Here is an 18749-nt window from a genome sequence, read left to right on the forward strand (position 1 = left end):
AAGCCTCGCGCCGTCTTCATTTCCGCAGCCACTGGACAAATACCATGTACCGCTGTGCCCTTGCGCTGGCCCTGGCCGCCAGCTGTCTGGTCGCCCACGCCCAGACGCACCGCTTCTTCACCCCCAACACCTTGCGCGGCGAACTCGTCGTCACCCAGCACCCCGACGTGCTGCTGAACGGCAAGCCCGCCCGCCTCGCGCCAGGCAGCCGCATCAAGGGCGACAGCAACCTGCTGCTGCAGCCCGGCGCCATCACCGGCCAGAAGCTCGTCGTGCACTACACGGTGGAGAACAGCGGCCTCATCATGGACGTCTGGGTGCTCAACCCCGCCGAGCTCGCCAACAAGCCCTGGCCCGCGACGCCGGCCGAAGCGGCCACCTGGGCCTTCAACCCCGGCAACCAGACGTGGGTGAAGCAATGAGCGAGGACACCTCCGCCAAGAAGGTCTACATCAAGACCTTCGGCTGCCAGATGAACGAGTACGACTCGGACAAGATGGCCGACGTGCTGGGCGCCGCCAAGGGCTACACGCCCACCGACGATCCCGAGCAGGCCGACCTCATCCTGTTCAACACCTGTTCGGTGCGCGAGAAGGCGCAGGAGAAGGTGTTCAGCGACCTCGGCCGCGTGAAACACCTGAAGGCCAAGGGCGTGATGATCGGCGTAGGCGGCTGCGTAGCCTCGCAGGAAGGCGCGGCCATCATCGAGCGCGCGCCCTATGTGGACGTCGTGTTCGGCCCGCAGACGCTGCACCGCCTGCCGCAGATGCTGGAAGCCCGCCGCGAACAGCGCCGTCCGCAGGTGGACATCTCCTTCCCCGAGATCGAGAAGTTCGACCACCTGCCGCCGGCCAAGGTCGAGGGCGCCTCGGCCTTCGTGTCCATCATGGAAGGCTGCTCCAAGTATTGCTCGTACTGCGTGGTGCCCTACACCCGCGGCGAGGAAGTCTCGCGCCCCTTCGACGACGTGCTGACCGAGATCGCCGGCCTGGCCGACCAGGGGGTCATGGAAATCAACCTGCTGGGCCAGAACGTCAATGCCTACCGCGGCAGGATGGGTGACACCGCCGAGTTCGCCGACCTGGCCCTGTTGCTGGAATACGCGGCCGAGATCCCGGGCATCCAGCGCCTGCGCTTCACGACCAGCCACCCCAACGAGTTCAGCCCTCGGCTCATCGAGGCCTACGGCAAGATCCCGCAGTTGGTGAACCACCTGCACCTGCCGGTGCAGCACGGCAGCGACCGCATCCTGATGGCCATGAAGCGCGGCTACACGGCGCTGGAGTTCAAGAGCATCGTGCGCAAGCTGCGCGCCATCCGCCCGGACCTGCGGCTGGCCAGTGACTTCATCGTCGGCTTCCCCGGCGAGACGGACGAGGATCACGCCAAGCTGATGAAGCTGGTGCACGACATCGGCTTCGACGCATCCTTCAGCTTCATCTTCAGCCCCCGCCCCGGCACACCGGCAGCCGCCTTGGAAGACACGACGCACTACGAGGTCAAGGTCAAGCGCCTGCAGGAGCTGCAGGCCGCCATCGAGGCGCATGCGCTGACCATTTCGCAAGGCATGGTCGGCCGGGTCGAGAAGGTGCTCGTCACCGGCAACGCCCGCAAGGACGCCTCTGAGCTGATGGGCCGCACCGAGTGCAACCGCATCGTCAACTTCGCCGGCTCGCCGCGGCTGATGAACCAGCTCATCGACGTGCGCATCACGACCGCCTTTGCGCACTCGCTGCGCGGCGAGGTCGTCACGACGGAAGAAGTGCTCAGCGCCTGAAGCTGAGCAGCCACCACTGCGGCAGGGCCACGCCGAGCAGCAGCAAGGCGTAGCCGGCCATGCGGCCGTCGCGGCCCAGCAGGATCAGGGCAGCGACGGCCGCCGCCATGCCCCCTGCCGCCCCCCAGCCCCACAGCCTTCGCCACGCCAGAGACTTCGCCTCCCGCCGCCACAGCCCCTTGATCGCCACCGCCAGCAGCGCCGCCAGCCCCCAGGCCGGGGCAAACAGGTTGGCGAGATGCCAGAAAGCGTCGAGCGGGCTCATCGGGAATTGATCGGTGTCAGGGGCCTGAAAAGCCGCGAATCCTACAATCCACATCCATGTCGGTCTTCGCTCTCGGCCTGAACCACAACACCGCCCCGCTGGACCTGCGCGGGCGGTTTGCGTTCACGCTGGAGCAACTGGCGCCCTCGCTCACCGGTCTGCGCCAGAAGCTGCCCGGCGCGCCCGAGGCCGCCATCCTGTCCACCTGCAACCGCACCGAGGTCTATGTGGCCGCGCCCTCGGCCCAGGTGCAGCCGGCCATCGCCTGGCTGGCGCAGACGGGCGGTGTGGAGGCTGGCGCGCTGCGCGAGCATGCCTACGTGATGCAGGGCAGCGCCGCCGCACGACACGCCTTCCGCGTCGCCAGCGGGCTGGACTCGATGGTGCTGGGCGAGCCACAGATCCTCGGCCAGATGAAGCAGGCCGTGAAGGAAGCTGAAGCCGCCGGCGCTTTAGGCACCACGCTGCACCAGCTCTTCCAGCGCAGCTTCTCGGTCGCCAAGGAAGTACGCAGCTCCACCGAGATCGGCGCTCACTCCATCAGCATGGCCGCCGCCGCCGTGCGCCTGGCCGGCCAGCTCTTTGAAGACCTGGCCCAGACCCGCGTGCTCTTCGTCGGCGCCGGCGAGATGATCGAACTGACGGCCACCCACTTCGCCGCCCGCACGCCACGCCACATGGCCGTGGCCAACCGCACGCTGGAGCGCGGCGAGAAGCTGGCCACCCACTTCGGCGCCGAAGCCTTGCGGCTGAGCGACCTGACCGAGCGCCTGCACGAATTCGACATCGTCGTCTCCTGCACCGCCTCCAGCCTGCCCCTCATTGGCCTGGGAGCCGTCGAGCGCGCGCTGAAGAAACGCAAGCACCGCCCGATGTTCATGGTCGACCTGGCCGTGCCGCGCGACATCGAGCCCGAGGTCGCCCAGCTGGACGACGTCTACCTCTACACCGTCGACGAGTTGGCCCAGCAGGTGCAGACAGCCGGCGAGAAACGCCAGGCCGCCGTCGAGCAGGCAGAAGCCATCGTCGAGACCGGCGTACAGAGCTTCATGCACTGGCTGGACCAGCGCCACACCGTGCCGTTGATCCAGGCCCTGCACGCGCAGACCGATGACTGGCGCGCCATCGAGATTGCCCGCGCCCGCAAGCTGCTGGCCAAGGGCGCCGACGTGGACGAGGTGCTGGACGCCCTCTCCAGGGGCCTGACGCAGAAGCTGCTGCACGGCACGCTGGCCGAGCTGCACGCCAGCGACGGCGAGCAGCGCCTGCAGCTGGCGCAGACCGTCTCGCGTCTCTTCCTGCGCGGCAAGCAGTCCTAGCGGCGCTCACCGCCGCCGCCCCGGCGCTGATCCCGCGCCGCCCCTGACTGCCTTCCGAATAGCCGCCCATGAAAGACTCCCTGCGCCAGCAGTTCGACCGCCTCGGTTTCCGCCTCGCCGAGCTGGACGCCCTCCTTGCCGACGGCGGCATCGCCGCCGACATGAAGCGCTACCGCGCGGTGACCCGGGAGCAATCCGAGGTATCCGGCCTCGTGGAGCGCTACCACCGCTACCAGGCCCACGAGGCCGACCTCGCCGCCGCGCGCGAACTGCTGGCCGAACCGGAGATGGCCGAGATGGCACGCGAGGAAATCACGGCCAACGAGGCCGCGCTGGCCGCGCTGGACCAGGAGCTGCAACTGGCCCTGATCCCCAAGGATCCCGACGACGAGCGCAACGCTTTCCTGGAAATCCGCGCCGGAACGGGCGGCGACGAGTCGGCGCTGTTCGCCGGCGACCTGGCGCGCATGTACCTGCGCTTTGCCGAATCCCAAGGATGGCGCACCGAGATCCTGTCGGAGAACGTGTCGGACCTGGGCGGCTACAAGGAGCTGGTCGTGCGCGTCGAAGGCGATGGTGTCTACGGGCGCCTCAAGTTCGAGAGCGGCGGCCACCGCGTGCAGCGCGTGCCGGCGACCGAAACCCAGGGCCGCATCCACACCAGCGCCTGCACGGTGGCCGTGATGCCCGAGCCCGACGAGGCCGAGGCCATCACGCTGAACCCGGCCGACCTGCGCATCGACACGTTCCGGGCCAGCGGCGCCGGTGGCCAGCACATCAACAAGACCGACTCCGCCGTGCGCGTCGTCCACCTGCCCACCGGCATCGTGGCCGAATGCCAGGACGGCCGCAGCCAGCACAGCAACAAGGCCAAGGCGCTGCAGGTGCTGCAGGCCCGCATCCAGGAGAAGGAACGCAGCGAGCGCGCCGCCAAGGAGGCCGCCACGCGCAAGGGCCTGATCGGCACGGGCGACCGCAGCGACCGCATCCGCACCTACAACTTCCCGCAGGGCCGGCTCACCGACCACCGCATCAACCTGACGCTCTACAAGCTCGGGCAGATCATGGACGGCGACCTGAACGACGTCATCCAGGGCCTGCTGGCCGCCCGGGCGGCCGAGCAACTGGCCGAACTGGAAGCCGGGCGCACATGACGGTCGACGAGGCGCTCGCCCTCGCCCGCCAGCTCGGCATCGAGCGCGGCGACGCCCAGACGCTGCTCGCCCACCTGACCGGCCAGACCCGCGCCTGGCTCGTCACCCACGGCGACGCATCCGTTGCTGGCGCCAACGCCGCACTGCAGCGACTGGCCGCCGGCGAACCCCTGGCCCACCTGACCGGCTGGCAGCCGTTTCACGGCCTGCTGCTGCAGGTCACGCCGGCCACGCTGATCCCGCGGCCGGACACCGAAACCCTGGTCGACTGGGCGCTGGAACTGCTCGCCACCTTGCCGGGCGAGCCGGCGGTGGTGGACCTCGGCACCGGCAGCGGCGCCATCGCGCTGGCCATCAAGGCCGCCTGCCCGCGCGCCCGGGTCACGGCCGTCGACCTCAGCGCCGACGCCCTGGCCGTGGCCCGCGGCAACGGCGAGCGGCTCGGCCTGGGCATCGACTGGCGCCACGGCAGCTGGTTTGCACCGCTGGCGGGCGAGCGCTTCGAGCTCGTCGCCAGCAACCCGCCCTACATCGCCGGCGACGATCCCCACCTGCCGGCGCTGCGCCACGAGCCGCTCACCGCGCTGACGCCGGGCGGCGACGGCTTGGCCGACCTGCGCACGCTGATTGATGCGGCGCCGCAACACCTGGCGCCCGGGGGCTGGCTGCTGCTGGAACACGGCTGGGACCAGGCCGATGTGGTAGCGCAACAACTGACCGCCCGCGGCTTTTCCGAAACCGCCCTGCGCCGTGACCTCGCCGGCCGCCCCCGCGCCAGTGGCGGCCGCTGGCCCGGCTGAGGGCGCGCTTGCCGGTCCGCGAACGCCTCCCGAGTTTGCGTGATCTTTTGCCCTCAGTTCTTGCTGCACCAAGCCCCCCGGCCGGCGTAGTATCGAATCCCGGTGCCCCCCGCTGCACCGCGCAGGAGACGATCATGGCCCGCCTTGCCAGCGCTGCAGTTCTGAGCCTCTCTGCCCTGTTTGCTGCTTCGGCCTGGGCCGACGGCGACGCCAATCCGCGCTGGCAGGCGCGTTTGCAGTTGAGCGCGGCCGACAGCGGCTCCGACATCACGCCCCATCTCGGCGGCTCCCGCGTCCTCAGCGCCAACCTGCTGGGCGACTACTACCTCACCAGCTCCGGCTTCACCAGCGTGCGCGGCGGCCTGCGCGCCACCGGTGGCCTGCTGCTGGGCCCGCTGTCCATGTCGCAGAGCAGCGGCGGCCTGGCCCTGAGCAGCGGCCCCATCGCTGCCGGCCGGCGCAGCCTGTCGCTGAGCAGCATGGACGCCTACACGCTGGAGCCGAGCGCCAATCTGTCCTATGTCGGCATCGGCTACACCGGCCGTGTCCACGGCAGCGGCCTCGCCTTCAGCGCCGACCTCGGCCTGATGTCGGGCTCGTACAGTGGCCTGCGCCTGGGCCGCAGCAGCGCCCAGGGCTTCGAGGACGCGATGCGCGATCTGCGCTTCAAGCCCCTGCTGCAACTGGGTCTCGCGTACAGCTACTAGGGCCGCTCCGGCCGAGTCCCGGATAATTCGGGTTTCCTCATAGAACCCGAGATCCCCATGAGCGACGTTCAGCAACGCATCGATGACCTGGTTAAGTCCAACCGCGTCATGCTCTTCATGAAGGGCACGGCCCAGTTCCCGATGTGCGGCTTCTCCGGCCGCGCCATCCAGATCCTGAAGGCCGCCGGCGCCACCGACATCAAGACCTTCAACGTGCTGGAAGACGAGGCCGTGCGCCAGGGCATCAAGGACTACGCCAACTGGCCCACCATCCCCCAGCTCTACATCGGCGGCGAGTTCGTCGGCGGCTCGGACATCATGATGGAGATGTACGAGTCGGGTGAACTGCAGCAGGCCCTCGCGGCGGCTTGATGGCCCAGCGGCTCGTCGTCGGGCTGACCGGAGCGACCGGTGCGGCCTACGCGCTGCGCCTGCTGCGCCGCTCGCGCGAATTGGGCGTCGAGACGCATCTGATCGCCACGTCCGCCGGCATCCTGAACGCCCACCACGAGCTCGGCCTGGACCGCTCCGCATTGGAAGCCGAGGCCAGCCACGCCTACGCACCGGGCGACATCGGCGCCTGCATCGCCAGCGGCAGCTTCGCCACCGCAGCGATGGTCGTTGCGCCCTGTTCGATGAAGTCCCTGGCCGCGATTGCCCACGGCCTAGGCGACAACCTGCTGACCCGGGCTGCCGACGTGACGCTGAAGGAGCGTCGCCGCCTCGTCCTGATGGTGCGCGAGACGCCGCTGAACCTGGCCCACCTGCGCAACATGGTCGCCGTGACGGAGATGGGCGGCATCTGCTTCCCGCCGCTGCCGGCCTTCTATCTCCACCCGAAGTCCATCGACGAGATGGTGGCGGAGACGGTCGAGCGCGTGCTCGAACTGGCAAGCATCAGCCAGGCCCGGCCCCAGGCCTGGGCCGGGCTGTAGCGCCCCTCAGGGCTTCTGCACCACCAGGCCGCGGCGTTCCAGCAGCGGCTTGATGTCGGGCTCGTGGCCGACGAGGTTGCGGAACAGCACCATTGCATCCTCGCTGCCGCCGCGCGACAGCAGCTTGGCGCGCAGCGCATCGCCGTTTGCACGCTTGAGGCCGCCGTTGGCCTTCAGCCATTCCACCGTGTCAGCGTCCAGCACCTCGCTCCAGATGTAGGCGTAATAGCCGGCCGAGTAGCCGCCCATGATGTGGCTGAAGTAGGGCAGGCGGTAGCGCGGAGGCACCGGGCCGAAATCGATACCCTCCTCCTTCAGCACCCTGGCCTCGAAGGGCACGATGGCGTCAGCCGCCGGGCTCTCGCCGGCCTTGAGCTGGTGCAGGCGCTGGTCGACGATGGCCGCCGACAGGTAGGACACCGTCGTGTAGCCCTGGTTGAAGCGCTTGGCGCGCGCCACCTTGTCCAGCAGCTCGCGCGGCATGGGCGCGCCGGTCTGGTAGTGCCTGGCGTAGCTGGCGAGCACGCTGGGCCAGTCGGCCCAGACCTCGTTGACCTGCGAGGGGTATTCGACGAAGTCGCGCGGCACGCGGGAGAGGCCCGGGTACTGGCCCTTGTTGAACATGCCATGCAGCGCATGGCCGAACTCGTGGAACAGCGTGTTGACCTCATCCCAGGTCAGCAGCGTGGGCTCGCCGGCCGGCGGCTTGGGGATGTTGAGGTGGTTGGCGACGACGGGCTGCGTGCCCTCCAGCGGGTTCTGGCCCACATAGGCGTTCATCCACGCGCCGCCGCGCTTGGATGGCCGAGCATAGAGGTCGGCGATGAAGATGGCGAGCTGCTTGCCGTCGGTGTCGAAGACGTCGTAGGTGCGGACGTCGTCGCGGTAGACCGGCAGGTCGGTGCGGCGCTTGAAGCTGATGCCGTAGAGCTGGTTGGCCGCGAAGAACACGCCTTTCTCCAGCACGCTGGTCAGCTCCAGATAGGGCTTGAGCTGGCTCTCGTCGAAGCCATACTTCGCGGCGCGCAGCTTGTCGGCGTAGTAGCTCCAGTCCCAGGCCTGCAGCGCGAACGTGGGCTGCCTCTTGGCGGCCTGGTCGGCGTCGATCATCTTCTGCAGCTCAGCGGCTTCCTGCCTGGCCGACGCGACCGCGGCCGGCGCGAGCTGGCGCAGCAGCGCATTGACGGTATCGGCGGACTTGGCCGTCTCCTCCTCCAGCACGAAGGCCGCCGGCGTGACATAGCCCAGCAGCGCGGCGCGCTCCGCCCGCAGCGTCATCACGCGCGACAGCGTGGCCCGCGTGTCGAACTCGTTGCCGCGCGCACCGCGGGCCACCGAGGCGCGGTGCAGGCGCTCGCGCACCGCGCGGTTCTGCAGCTCGGTCTCGAAGGGCTGGATGGTGGTGTTCAGCAGCGCGATGACGTATTTGCCTTCCAGGCCACGCTTCTTGGCGTTATCGGCCGCAGCGGCAATCTGCGCGGAGCTGAGGCCGGCCAGCTCCTCGGTGCTGTCGACGACGATGGCCGAGTCGTTGACCTCGGCCAGCACCAACTTGTTGAAACGCGCGCCCAGCGTTGCCAGCTCGCCGTTGATGGCCTTCATGCGCGTCTTCTGCTCGTCGTTCAGCTGGGCGCCGGCGCGCACCATGTCGCGGCGGTAGCGCTCGATCAGGCGCTTGGCTTCGGCATTGGGCGCGGCCTTGTCGCGCGTGGCGTAGAGCGCCTCGACACGGGCGAACAGCCTGGGGTTGAGCAGCACGGCGTCGCGCTGGGCGGCGAGCTTGGCGGCGTAGTCGCCCTGCAGTTGCTGGCGGGCCGGGTTGGCGTCGGCGCCGAGCAGGCTGAACAGCAGCGTGGCCGTGCGCCCGAGCAGACGGCCGCTGCGCTCCAGCGCGACGATGGTGTTGTCAAAGGTGGGTGCGGCGGGGTTGTCGGCGATGGCCTGCACCTCGGCCAGTTGCTCGGCCATGCCCTTGTCCAGCGCCGGACCGAAATGCTCGTCGCGCACCTTGTCGAACTGCGGGTACTGCAGTGGCAGCGGACTGGGAGCGAACAGCGGGTTGTCAGCCGCAGGCGCCTGGGCCCAGGCGAAACCGCCGGCAAGCAGCGTGGCGATGAGGAGCGGCTGGAGGCGGCGTGCAGCGGACATGGTCATGTCGGGTGAGCTGTCTTGTGGACGAAGTCCGGCAGCCTACCGCGACCGCCTCGCGATGCCACAAGGCACGCCGGGTAAGCCCTGAAGGCTTTACCGGCCGTTCACGTCTCGCCGGCCAGCAGCCACTGCCGCCGTGCGCCGAGCACCGCGTTCGGATACTCCGGCCGGCCGCGGCTGCCGTTGTAGCGGCCGAGAGCCAGCGACATGTTGCCGCGTTCCATGTCGAGGTAGTGGCGCAGGATCACGCAGCCGAAGCGCAGATTGGTCTGCACGTGGAAGAGCCGCGAGGCGTCGCCGTCGCCGATGGCCCGCGTCCAGAACGGCATGACCTGCATGTAGCCGCGCGCGCCGGCAACGCTTATCGCGTATTTGCGAAAGCCGCTCTCCACCTGCACGAGGCCCAGCACCAGGCTGGGCTCCAGGCCCGCGCGCTTGGCCTCGTACCAGACGGTCTCCAGGAACTCGATGCGGATCTGCGTCTCGGTCTTGCGCTTCTTCAGTCGCTCGCTCATCTCGCCCAGCCAGCGCAGATAGGCCATCCGGGCGTCGACCTGGTGAGCCTCGAACTTCGGCCGCGGCGGCGCGCTCTGCGCGATGGAGGCGCTCAGCGCCGAGCGGATCGAATCCGCCAGTGGCTCCTCGACCTGGGCACCCGCCCGCGCTGCCAGCGGCGAGGCGAGCAGGCTCAGCAGCGCAAGCCGGCGCTTCAAAGCTTGAGCAGGCCTTTCAGGTGGCCGACGATGTCGCCCACGGCCACCTTGGTGGCGCCCTCGTCACGGCGGCCCTGGTACTCGACCTGACCTTCCTTCAGGCCGCGGTCGCCCAGCACGACGCGGTGCGGCACGCCGATCAGCTCCCAGTCCGCGAACATCGCGCCGGGGCGCTCGCCGCGGTCGTCCAGCAGCACGTCCACACCCAGGGCCTTGAGCTCGTCGTAGAGCTTGTCGGCGGCGGCCTTGACGTCGGCGCTGCGATCCGCGCCGATGGGGCAGATGACGACGGTGAAGGGCGCGATGGCATCCGGCCAGATGATGCCGCGGGCATCGCTGTTCTGCTCGATGGCGGCGCCCAGGATGCGGGTCACGCCGATGCCGTAGCAGCCCATCTCCATCAGCTTGGGCTTGCCGTTCTCGTCCAGGAAGGTCGCGCTCATCGCGGCCGAGTACTTGGTGCCGAGGTAAAACACATGGCCCACCTCGATGCCACGCTGGATCGCCAGCACGCCCTTGCCGTCAGGCGAGGGGTCGCCGGCGACGACGTTCCGGATGTCGGCGACGACGTCGGGCTCGGGCAGGTCGCGGCCCCAGTTCGCGCCGGTGAAGTGGAAGTCCACGTCATTGGCGCCGCAGACGAAGTCGGCCATGTGGGCGACGGTGCGGTCGGCAACGATCTTCACGTCCTTGGCGCCGATGGGGCCGAGGTAGCCGGGCTTGCAGCCGAAGTGGGTGTCAATCTCGCCGACGGTCGCGAAGCGGAAGCCGCCCTTCAGGCCTTCGACCTTGCCGGCCTTCACTTCGTTGAGCTCATGGTCGCCACGCACCAGCAGCAGCCAGACCTGGGTCTTGACGATGCTGCCGTGCTGGTCGAGTTCGTCGGTGGCGAGCACCAGGGACTTGACCGTCTGTGCCAGCGGCAGGCCCAGCAACTCGGCGACGTCGGCGCAAGTGCTCTTGCCCGGCGTGGGCGTCTTGGCCAGCGCCTGCGTCGCGGCGCCGCGCGTGGCGGTCAGCGCCACGCCTTCGGCCAGCTCCATGTTGGCAGCGTAGTCGCTGGTGGGGCAGTAGACGATGGCGTCCTCACCCGTCTCGGCGATGACCTGGAACTCGTGCGAGCGGTCGCCGCCGATGGCGCCGGTGTCCGCCGCCACGGCGCGGTACTGCAGGCCGAAGCGGTCGAAGATCTTGCAGTAGGCCGCGTACATGTTGTCGTAGCTGCGACCGGCGGATTCGACGTCACGGTCGAAGGAATAGGCGTCCTTCATCGTGAACTCGCGGCCGCGCATCAGGCCAAAGCGCGGGCGGCGCTCGTCGCGGAACTTGGTCTGGATGTGATAGAAATTTTTCGGCAGCTGACGGTAGCTGCGCAGCTCCTGGCGGGCGATGTCGGTGATGACTTCCTCGCTGGTGGGCTGCACGACGAAGTCGCGGCCATGACGGTCCTTCACGCGCAGCAGCTCGGGGCCCATCTTGTCGAAGCGGCCGGTCTCCTGCCACAGCTCGGCGGGCTGGATGACGGGCATCAGGCACTCCACCGCGCCGGCCGCGTCCATCTCCTCGCGAATGATCTTCTCCACCTTGCGGATGACGCGAAGACCCATCGGCATGTAGTTGTAAATGCCGGCACCCAGGCGCTTGATCATGCCGGCGCGCATCATCAACTTGTGGCTGGCCACTTCCGCATCGGCGGGCGCTTCCTTGAGGGTGGAGATGAAGAACTGGGAGGCTTTCATGGGCAGACCGGACGTAGGACAGGCAAAGCCTGGCAATGCGAAAGCCGGGTGAAAACCCGGCCGAAGTCACGACAAAACAGGGAGAAATCTTCGGGTTAGCGAGGGCGCTACCGCGACTGTGGCCCGATGCAATAATCGAACCAACTAGAGATTTGAGGTTGATTATGCTCGACCGTGAAGGCTTCCGCCCCAACGTCGGCATCATCCTGCTCAACCAGCGCAACGAGGTGTTCTGGGGCAAACGCATCCGGACGCATTCGTGGCAGTTCCCGCAAGGGGGCATCAAGCACGGTGAAACGCCTGAGCAGGCGATGTTCCGAGAGCTCCATGAGGAAGTGGGGCTCACGCCAGAGCATGTACGCATCATCGCGAGGACGCGCGACTGGCTGCGCTACGAAGTGCCTGAGCACTTTATCCGGCGCGACGCCCGCGGCCACTACCGCGGGCAGAAGCAGATCTGGTTCCTGCTGCAGATGGTAGGGCGCGACTGCGACATGAATCTGCGCGCCACCGACCATCCCGAGTTCGACGCCTGGCGCTGGAACGAGTACTGGGTGCCGCTGGAGGCGGTCATCGAGTTCAAGCGCGGTGTCTACGAGATGGCACTGACCGAACTCGCGCGCTACCTGCCACGCATCAACCACCACAACCGCTATCTGCGCGCCGGCATGCGGCCGGCGCACCGCGAGCGCAACAGCGGCCCGATGCCGTTGGATGCCGGCAGCGGCTCAATGCCGCTGGAAGCGACAGCGACACCGCCCGAGGGCGAGCCGCAGGGCTAAGTCAGCGCAGGACGAGATTGTCGCGATGAATGAGTTCGGGCTCGGCCGCATAGCCGAGCAGGGCCTCGAACTCCGACGACGGCTTGCGCGCGATCAGACGCGACTCGGCGCCCGAGTAGTTCGCCAGCCCACGCGCCAGCTCGGTGCCGTCCGGCGCCAGCACGGCGATGACGTCACCCCGGTGGAAGTCGCCCTGCACCTCGGTGACCCCGATGGGCAGCAGGCTCTTGCCTTCGGCGCGCAGCTTGGCCACGGCGCCCGCGTCGATGTGCACCGCGCCGCGCATCTGCAGGTGATCCACCATCCACTGCTTGCGCGCCTGCAGCTTGGCCGTGGCCGCATGCAGGGCCGTGCCGATGGTCTCGCCGCGCGCCAGACGCAGCAGCACGTCGGGCTCGCGGCCCCAGGCGATGACGGTGCCGGCACCGCTGCCAGCTGCGCGTTTGGCCGCCAGGATCTTGGTCAGCATGCCGCCGCGGCCAATGCTGGAGCCGGCACCACCGGCCATCAGCTCCAGGTCCGGGTCGCCGGCCTGGGCGTTGTCGATGAAACGGGCGTTCGGGTCCTTGCGCGGGTCGGCCGAGTACAGGCCGCGCTGGTCGGTCAGGATGACCAGGGCATCGGCTTCAACGAGATTGGCGACGAGCGCACCCAGCGTGTCGTTGTCGCCGAACTTGATCTCGTCGTTGACGACGGTGTCGTTCTCGTTGATGACCGGCAGCACGCGGTGCGCCATCAGCGTCAGCAGCGTCGAGCGCGCGTTCAGGTAGCGCTCGCGGTCGGCCAGATCGGCGTGGGTCAGCAGCACCTGGGCGCTGTGCATCCCATGCGCGCTGAGCTGGCTCTCGTACATCTGCGCCAGCCCCATCTGGCCGACGGCGGCAGCCGCCTGCAGTTCGTGCAGTTCCTTGGGCCGTGTCGTCCAGCCCAGACGCTTCATGCCCTCGGCGATGGCGCCGCTGGAGACCATGACCAGCTCGCGCCCTTCGCCCGCCAAGGCCGCCAGCTGGCGGCTCCAGTTCGCGATCGCCTCGGCATCCACGCCGCGGCCCTCGTTGGTGACGAGGCTGGAACCGACTTTGACGACGATGCGGCGCGCGCTGGAGAGCAGGGTCATTCTGTGGCGTTGGGGGACTCGGGCGAGTCGAAACGGACGTCGCGCTCCTCGATCACGCGCTGCTCGGCGGCGACGTGGTCGTAGATGGCGTGAATCAGCGGCTGGCAGCCTTCGCGCGTCAGGGCCGAGATCTCGAAGACCGGGCCCTTCCACTTGTAGCGCTTGACGAAGTCCTTCACCCGCGCGGCACGCTCTTCCTCGGGCACCATGTCCAGCTTGTTCAGCACCAGCCAGCGCGGCTTGGCATGCAGCTCGGGGTCATACTTCTTCAGTTCGGCCACGATGGCCTTGGCTTCCTTGACCGGGTCGACTTCGGGGTCGAACGGCGCCAGGTCGACGACGTGCAGCAGCAGACGCGTGCGCTGCAGATGACGCAGGAACTGGTGGCCCAGGCCGGCACCTTCCGCAGCCCCCTCGATCAGGCCAGGGATGTCGGCCACGACGAAGCTCTTCTCCGGCGCGACGCGGACGACACCCAGGTTGGGATGCAGCGTCGTGAACGGGTAGTCGGCGATCTTGGGCTTGGCGTTGGAGATGGCCGTGATCAGCGTGGACTTGCCCGCGTTGGGCTGGCCCAGCAGGCCGACGTCGGCCAACACGCGCAGTTCCAGCCGCACCTTCTTGATCTCGCCCGGCCAGCCCGGCGTCTTCTGACGCGGCGCACGGTTTGTGGAGGTCTTGAAGTGCAGGTTGCCGAAGCCGCCGTCGCCGCCCTTGCACAGCAGGATGCGCTCGCCGGGCTCCAGCAGCTCGCCGATGACAGACTCGGTTTCGAGGTCTGTGATGATGGTGCCCACCGGCATGCGCAGCACGATGTCGTCGGCCGCGGCGCCGAAGCAGTCCGAACCCCGGCCCGCCTCGCCGTTGCGCGCCTCGTGGCGACGCGCGTAGCGGTAGTCGATCAGCGTGTTGAGGTTGCGGTCGGCCTCGGCCCAGACGCTGCCGCCCTTGCCGCCGTCGCCACCGTCCGGCCCGCCGAAGGGAATGAACTTCTCGCGGCGAAAGCTCGCGCAGCCGGCGCCGCCGTTACCGGCGGCGACATCGATGGTGGCTTCGTCAACGAATTTCATGGCGGGCAGCCATCGTAATGGCTCGGTTGGAACCGGCCCGCCGTCGTGTGGCGCGCCAGACTTCAGAAATGACAAAGCCCCGGGTGTGCCGGGGCTTGGGTGTCAGGCGATGCGCTCGCCTGCAACGGCTGGCTTAGGCGGCCAGCGGCGTGACGACGACCGTCGAACGGTTGCTCGCACCCTTGACGGTGAAGCTGACGTGGCCATCGACCAGCGCGAACAGCGTGTGGTCCTTGCCCATGCCGACGTTGACGCCAGCGTGGAACTTGGTGCCGCGCTGACGCACGATGATGGAACCAGCGGAGATCAGTTCGCCGCCGTAAGCCTTGACGCCCAGCATCTTGGGCTTGGAGTCGCGGCCGTTCCGTGTAGAACCGCCGCCCTTTTTCTGTGCCATGTTTAGCTCCTAGAAATTAGCGTAAGAAGGGAGGGGTCAGCCGTTCACCGCGCTGATTTCCAGCTCGGTGTAGTTCTGGCGATGGCCCTGGCTCTTCTTGTAGTGCTTGCGACGGCGCATCTTGAAGATGCGAACCTTGTCGTGCTTGCCGTGGCTGACGACCTTGGCGCTGACGGTGGCGCCAGCAACCAGCGGCGCGCCGACGGTCAAGCCGTCACCGCTGCCAACTGCCAGCACCTGGTCGAGGGTGACCTCGGCGCCAACTTCCGCGTCGAGCAGCTCGACCTTGATCTTTTCGCCAGCAGCAACCTTGTACTGCTTGCCGCCGGTTTTGATGACCGCGTACATGTGGAACTTCCTTTCGCACCCTGAGGTGCATTCACCTGGCTCCAGCAGCGCTGCGCTTCGTCTTCACGTTGCGCCGCCGCCCTCGCCGGGCCTTTTTGTCAGTTTTATGGACTTCAGTCTCCAGCAAGGCGCACGCCAGGGACGCACGGATTGCGAAGAGCCCACGAGTATACCCGGAGCTTTGCCCTATAGGCAATGCCCTCTGCCGCCACGTCCGCTGCAAGCCCAACGACAAACGTCAGAGCCGCCGGCTCACGGGGAGCAGCGGGCGGTCTTCCTATAATCCCGGATCCCTAGCTTGAGAGTCCAGAGTGCGCGTCGAGACTGCCTCGCCCCCATCCCAAGTTGCCGAGGTACTCGCCCTGCTGGCCGCCGAAATGGCCCAGGTCGACACCGTCATCGCCCAGCGCCTGAGCTCAGATGTGGCGCTGATCGATCAGATCGCGCACTACATCGTGCATGCCGGCGGCAAGCGCATGCGCCCCAAGCTCGTGCTGCTGTTCGCGAACGCGCTGGGCTTCGACCAATCCGCACGCTTCGAGCTGGCGGCGGTCGTCGAGTTCATCCACACGGCCACGCTGCTCCACGACGACGTCGTCGACGAGTCGTCGCTGCGTCGCGGCAAGCCGACAGCGAATGCCTTGTTCGGCAATGCAGCCAGCGTGCTGGTCGGCGACTTCCTCTATTCACGCGCCTTCCAGATGATGGTCTCGGTCGACCGCATGCGCGTGCTGGAGGTGCTGGCCGAGGCCACCAACGTCATCGCCGAGGGCGAGGTCCTGCAGTTGATGAACATGCATGACCCGGACATCACGGTGGAGAGCTACCTGCGCGTGATCCGCTTCAAGACCGCCAAGCTCTTCGAGGCCAGCGCCCGGCTCGGCGCCGTGCTGGCCGATGCCACGCCCGAGGTTGAGGAAGCCTGTGCCGCGTATGGCCGCGCGCTCGGCACCGCCTTCCAGCTCATCGACGACGTGCTTGACTACGAGGGCGATGCCCACGAACTCGGCAAGAACATCGGCGACGACCTGCGCGAAGGCAAGACGACGCTGCCCCTGCTGATCGCGATGGAGCGCGCAACGCCAGAGCAGCGCGCCCTGCTACGCCATGCCATCGAGGAAGGCGAGCAGGAAAAGCTGCAGGAGATCGTCGCCATCGTGCGCTCGACCGGCGCACTGGAGTCCACGCGCGAAGCAGCCCGCACCGAGGCGCGGCATGCAGCCGACTGCCTGAAGCTGCTGCCACCCAACAAGTGGACAGAATCTCTGCTAGAATTCGCAATTCAGTCGGTTGAGCGCCACTCCTAGAGTCACTCAACACAAGACATCGGGGTGTAGCTTAGCCTGGTAGAGCGCTACGTTCGGGACGTAGAGGCCGGAGGTTCGAATCCTCTCACCCCGACCAGAATTTCTTGTACATCAAACGAAGCCTCGCAATGCGAGGCTTTTGTACTTCTGGCCGTTTCTGTTCCAGGTCTGTTCCACGCAAACAGGTTTGGCGGCACAAGACGACGCCGCCGGCTAAAGCTTTTCGCCTAGCGAACCCGCCCTCAAGCCATCTCGAGCCCCGCGTCGAGCAACTTGACGAAACCGCAGCCTGTCGGCGCCTCTAGATCTTGGCTCGACGCTTGTCGGCGTACATCTGTTTGTCGCTGCGCTGCAGGAGGGACTGGATGGATTCACCCGATTGCGCCTGCTCGATGCCGACGCTGATGCTGACCCGCAGCCCCTGCGCGAGGGCGTCCCAGTCGTGGTCGCGGACCGCAGCCTTCATCCGCGCACAGATTTGCTGAGCGTCCGCGAGTGCTGCGCGCTCGAACAGCACCACGAACTCATCACCAGCAAGGCGCGCCACAAAATCTCCGGACCGCACCGAGCTGGACATGATGTCGGCCACAACCTTCAGCACTTCGTCGCCGACATGATGCGTGAAGGTGTCGTTGACTTGTTTGAAGCGGTCCACGTCGACGAGCGCAAGGCAGGTTTTATGCTCGATCCGCTGGCCGGTTGAACCATGGGCCGACAACTTTCTGTCGAGAGCCCTCCTGTTTGGAATTCCGGTCAAGCTGTCTTCGAGCGAAAGCTGTTCCAACATGCGAGATTGGGACTCAAGGCGAACGATGTGGTCCGCTGATGCCCGCGCTTCCAGCTGCCACTCAACCACCTGTGCGCGGCTTGCGAGCGCTTCAACCCGGTTGGCTTCGCTCCGCTTCACCAATCTGGTCAACTCGTCGGCTTCAGCGCCTCTGTCGCCGAGCGCGCGGTGCAGCGTCGCAACAACCAGATGCCCAAGACGCGCAAGCTCCTCGTGCTCTGCGTGCGAGGAGGTGGCAACCATCTCGTTGGCGAGGTTGACCGCCATCACGAGGTCGCCATTCGCCCACGCGACCTCTGCTTGCAGCCACCGGCGCATGCCCGTCAGCCAGGTGGTCTGTCCAAACTTTCCTTCCCAGGCTTCGCACCACACAAGCTCTGCGGCGGCTGACGCCATGCGGCCTGTCCAGGCGCCAGCGAGCCCATTGAACACGTGCGACAGGGTCCTGGCGGTGACGGTGTTGCCAGGCATGAGGCTCTCGTCGCCATAGGCATCAATGACCTCGGCGCAACGCTGGAGTCGCGCATCCAGCATGACGCAGGACGGAGCGACCTGGCCTTCGAATCGCACCACCGCGTATCGGAACGCCTCAAGGAAGGCAAGATTCAGCAGAGGCTGCAGCGGGCTCGCGAGCGGCTCGACGGCCCTGGCCAGAGCCACTGAACGTTCGAATGCCGCCTCTGCACGGGTCCAGTCCTTGCACCAGAAGTACGCCGTGCCCAAATAGTTGTGCGCGAGCGGCTGAATGTGGGACGGCGCCAGCCCTTCGGATAGCGAGACCGCGAGCAACGCACTCTCAACGGCTTCGTCAACACGCCCGAGACTTGTCGCGGTATGGGAATGGGTAGTCAGCGCCATGACCTCGTAGGCAACGTCCATTTCCTGACGCAGGAGATGGGCGGCGCGCTGGCTGCTGCAATGGGCTCCGCGCAACCGCGACAGTTGTCGGTCGCAATGCGCCAGGCAAGCGAGCGCCCGGCCTTCGTACAACCTGTCCCGCCGGAGTTGGGCAGCTTCAAGAACAGAGCGCGCCAGGAACGTCGCCTGCTCCGCGTCGCCGACTTCCAGGGCCTCGTGCGCTCTGTGCAGCGCAATGTCGTCGTTGCTTTCGGTCATTCCGCCTCCCAACGGAATTGCAGCGCCTGCCTGCGGCAGGTCGGCTGCGTTTTTTAGCACGACCGACCTGGCAAGCCTGTCTCCGGGCATACGACAACTCACGGGACAGCCGCACCTCCATGCAGTCCTCGCGAGGACGTCGCCACCAGCCCGCCGAGCGCGTTTCAACACCGAAATGGCGCAGGCCTGCCAATTGCCGTCGGTTCTTGAAGCAGCACGTGCGGGGCTTCGGAACAATGCTCTGCTTGGCCGCCCCAGCCAGCAC

General features: G+C 67.3%; 19 protein-coding genes and 1 tRNA gene. 11 read left to right on the forward strand and 9 right to left on the reverse strand.

Translation table 11 applies throughout. The features are described 5' to 3' along the window. The first annotated feature begins 44 nt into the window (after window positions 1–44). Both AC07VX_RS00545 and miaB read left to right on the forward strand, forming a co-directional pair. Window positions 45–422: a hypothetical protein gene (locus AC07VX_RS00545; protein ID WP_493163686.1), complete on the forward strand. Its 378-nt coding sequence runs from the start codon at window positions 45–47 to the stop codon at window positions 420–422. Further along, window positions 419–1777, forward strand: coding sequence for a tRNA (N6-isopentenyl adenosine(37)-C2)-methylthiotransferase MiaB (gene miaB / locus AC07VX_RS00550; protein ID WP_493163685.1), 1359 nt, complete (start codon window positions 419–421; stop codon window positions 1775–1777). The genes AC07VX_RS00545 and miaB overlap by 4 nt, the downstream gene beginning before the upstream one ends. On the opposite strand, the gene AC07VX_RS00555 is transcribed toward miaB, so the two are convergent. After that, the gene (locus AC07VX_RS00555) at window positions 1767–2042 is read right to left on the reverse strand and encodes a hypothetical protein (protein WP_493163684.1); all 276 of its coding nucleotides are present in this window, start codon (window positions 2040–2042) and stop codon (window positions 1767–1769) included. The genes miaB and AC07VX_RS00555 overlap by 11 nt on opposite strands. Window positions 2043–2098: 56 nt before the next feature. On the opposite strand from AC07VX_RS00555, the gene hemA reads away from it, so the two are divergent. The 6 genes from hemA (at window position 2099) to AC07VX_RS00585 (ending at window position 6957) form a co-directional block, all read left to right on the forward strand. After that, window positions 2099–3361: a glutamyl-tRNA reductase gene (gene hemA, locus AC07VX_RS00560; protein ID WP_493163683.1), complete on the forward strand. Its 1263-nt coding sequence runs from the start codon at window positions 2099–2101 to the stop codon at window positions 3359–3361. 68 nt (window positions 3362–3429) lie between these two features. Then, on the forward strand, window positions 3430–4515 hold the full coding sequence (gene prfA / locus AC07VX_RS00565; protein WP_493163682.1) for a peptide chain release factor 1: 1086 nt from the start codon (window positions 3430–3432) through the stop codon (window positions 4513–4515). Then, complete coding sequence (gene prmC, locus AC07VX_RS00570) at window positions 4512–5315, forward strand: peptide chain release factor N(5)-glutamine methyltransferase (protein ID WP_493163681.1); 804 nt, start codon at window positions 4512–4514, stop codon at window positions 5313–5315. Before prfA ends, prmC begins: the two co-directional genes overlap by 4 nt. Window positions 5316–5449: 134 nt before the next feature. Next, window positions 5450–6022, forward strand: a complete 573-nt coding sequence (locus AC07VX_RS00575; protein WP_493163680.1) for a hypothetical protein — start codon at window positions 5450–5452, stop codon at window positions 6020–6022. A gap of 57 nt (window positions 6023–6079) precedes the next feature. Next, the gene (gene grxD / locus AC07VX_RS00580) at window positions 6080–6394 is read left to right on the forward strand and encodes a Grx4 family monothiol glutaredoxin (RefSeq protein ID WP_310323806.1); all 315 of its coding nucleotides are present in this window, start codon (window positions 6080–6082) and stop codon (window positions 6392–6394) included. Beyond that, window positions 6394–6957: a UbiX family flavin prenyltransferase gene (locus tag AC07VX_RS00585; protein WP_493163678.1), complete on the forward strand. Its 564-nt coding sequence runs from the start codon at window positions 6394–6396 to the stop codon at window positions 6955–6957. Before grxD ends, AC07VX_RS00585 begins: the two co-directional genes overlap by 1 nt. Window positions 6958–6963: 6 nt before the next feature. Here the strand turns inward: AC07VX_RS00585 and AC07VX_RS00590 are convergent, their stop codons facing one another. The 3 genes from AC07VX_RS00590 to AC07VX_RS00600 all read right to left on the reverse strand — a co-directional run bounded on the left by AC07VX_RS00590 (window position 6964) and on the right by AC07VX_RS00600 (window position 11560). Next, a complete protein-coding gene (locus tag AC07VX_RS00590) occupies window positions 6964–9105 on the reverse strand; it encodes a M3 family metallopeptidase (protein WP_493163677.1) in 2142 nt (713 codons plus the stop codon). A 107-nt stretch (window positions 9106–9212) separates the two neighbouring features. Further along, a complete protein-coding gene (locus AC07VX_RS00595) occupies window positions 9213–9821 on the reverse strand; it encodes a lytic transglycosylase domain-containing protein (protein WP_493163676.1) in 609 nt (202 codons plus the stop codon). Then, the gene (locus tag AC07VX_RS00600; RefSeq protein ID WP_493163675.1) at window positions 9818–11560 is read right to left on the reverse strand and encodes a proline--tRNA ligase; all 1743 of its coding nucleotides are present in this window, start codon (window positions 11558–11560) and stop codon (window positions 9818–9820) included. The genes AC07VX_RS00595 and AC07VX_RS00600 overlap by 4 nt, the downstream gene beginning before the upstream one ends. A 164-nt stretch (window positions 11561–11724) precedes the next feature. Here AC07VX_RS00600 and AC07VX_RS00605 point away from each other — a divergent pair, with 164 nt between their 5' ends. Then, window positions 11725–12342 (forward strand): RNA pyrophosphohydrolase, encoded by a 618-nt coding sequence (locus AC07VX_RS00605; RefSeq protein WP_493163674.1) that lies wholly within the window; start codon window positions 11725–11727, stop codon window positions 12340–12342. 1 nt (window position 12343) lies between these two features. Here the strand turns inward: AC07VX_RS00605 and proB are convergent, their stop codons facing one another. The 4 genes from proB to rplU form a co-directional block, all read right to left on the reverse strand. Then, complete coding sequence (gene proB / locus AC07VX_RS00610; RefSeq protein WP_493163673.1) at window positions 12344–13459, reverse strand: glutamate 5-kinase; 1116 nt, start codon at window positions 13457–13459, stop codon at window positions 12344–12346. Then, the gene (gene obgE, locus AC07VX_RS00615) at window positions 13456–14529 is read right to left on the reverse strand and encodes a GTPase ObgE (RefSeq protein ID WP_493163672.1); all 1074 of its coding nucleotides are present in this window, start codon (window positions 14527–14529) and stop codon (window positions 13456–13458) included. Before obgE ends, proB begins: the two co-directional genes overlap by 4 nt. A gap of 133 nt (window positions 14530–14662) precedes the next feature. Further along, entirely contained in the window at window positions 14663–14926 is a 264-nt protein-coding gene (rpmA, locus tag AC07VX_RS00620; protein ID WP_493163671.1) for a 50S ribosomal protein L27, read from the reverse strand. A gap of 36 nt (window positions 14927–14962) precedes the next feature. Then, window positions 14963–15274 (reverse strand): 50S ribosomal protein L21, encoded by a 312-nt coding sequence (rplU, locus tag AC07VX_RS00625; RefSeq protein ID WP_025564359.1) that lies wholly within the window; start codon window positions 15272–15274, stop codon window positions 14963–14965. A gap of 377 nt (window positions 15275–15651) precedes the next feature. Between rplU and ispB the strand changes: the two genes are divergently transcribed. Beyond that, window positions 15652–16581 (forward strand): octaprenyl diphosphate synthase, encoded by a 930-nt coding sequence (gene ispB, locus AC07VX_RS00630; protein ID WP_493163852.1) that lies wholly within the window; start codon window positions 15652–15654, stop codon window positions 16579–16581. Between the two features lie 20 nt (window positions 16582–16601). Then, window positions 16602–16678 (forward strand) — tRNA-Pro (locus AC07VX_RS00635). Window positions 16679–16882: 204 nt separating this feature from the next. Here AC07VX_RS00635 and AC07VX_RS00640 read toward each other — a convergent pair. Next, entirely contained in the window at window positions 16883–18484 is a 1602-nt protein-coding gene (locus AC07VX_RS00640) for a GGDEF domain-containing protein (protein WP_493163670.1), read from the reverse strand. Between the last annotated feature and the right edge of the window lie 265 nt (window positions 18485–18749).

The organism is Roseateles sp. GW821-FHT03B02 (assembly GCF_059421025.1).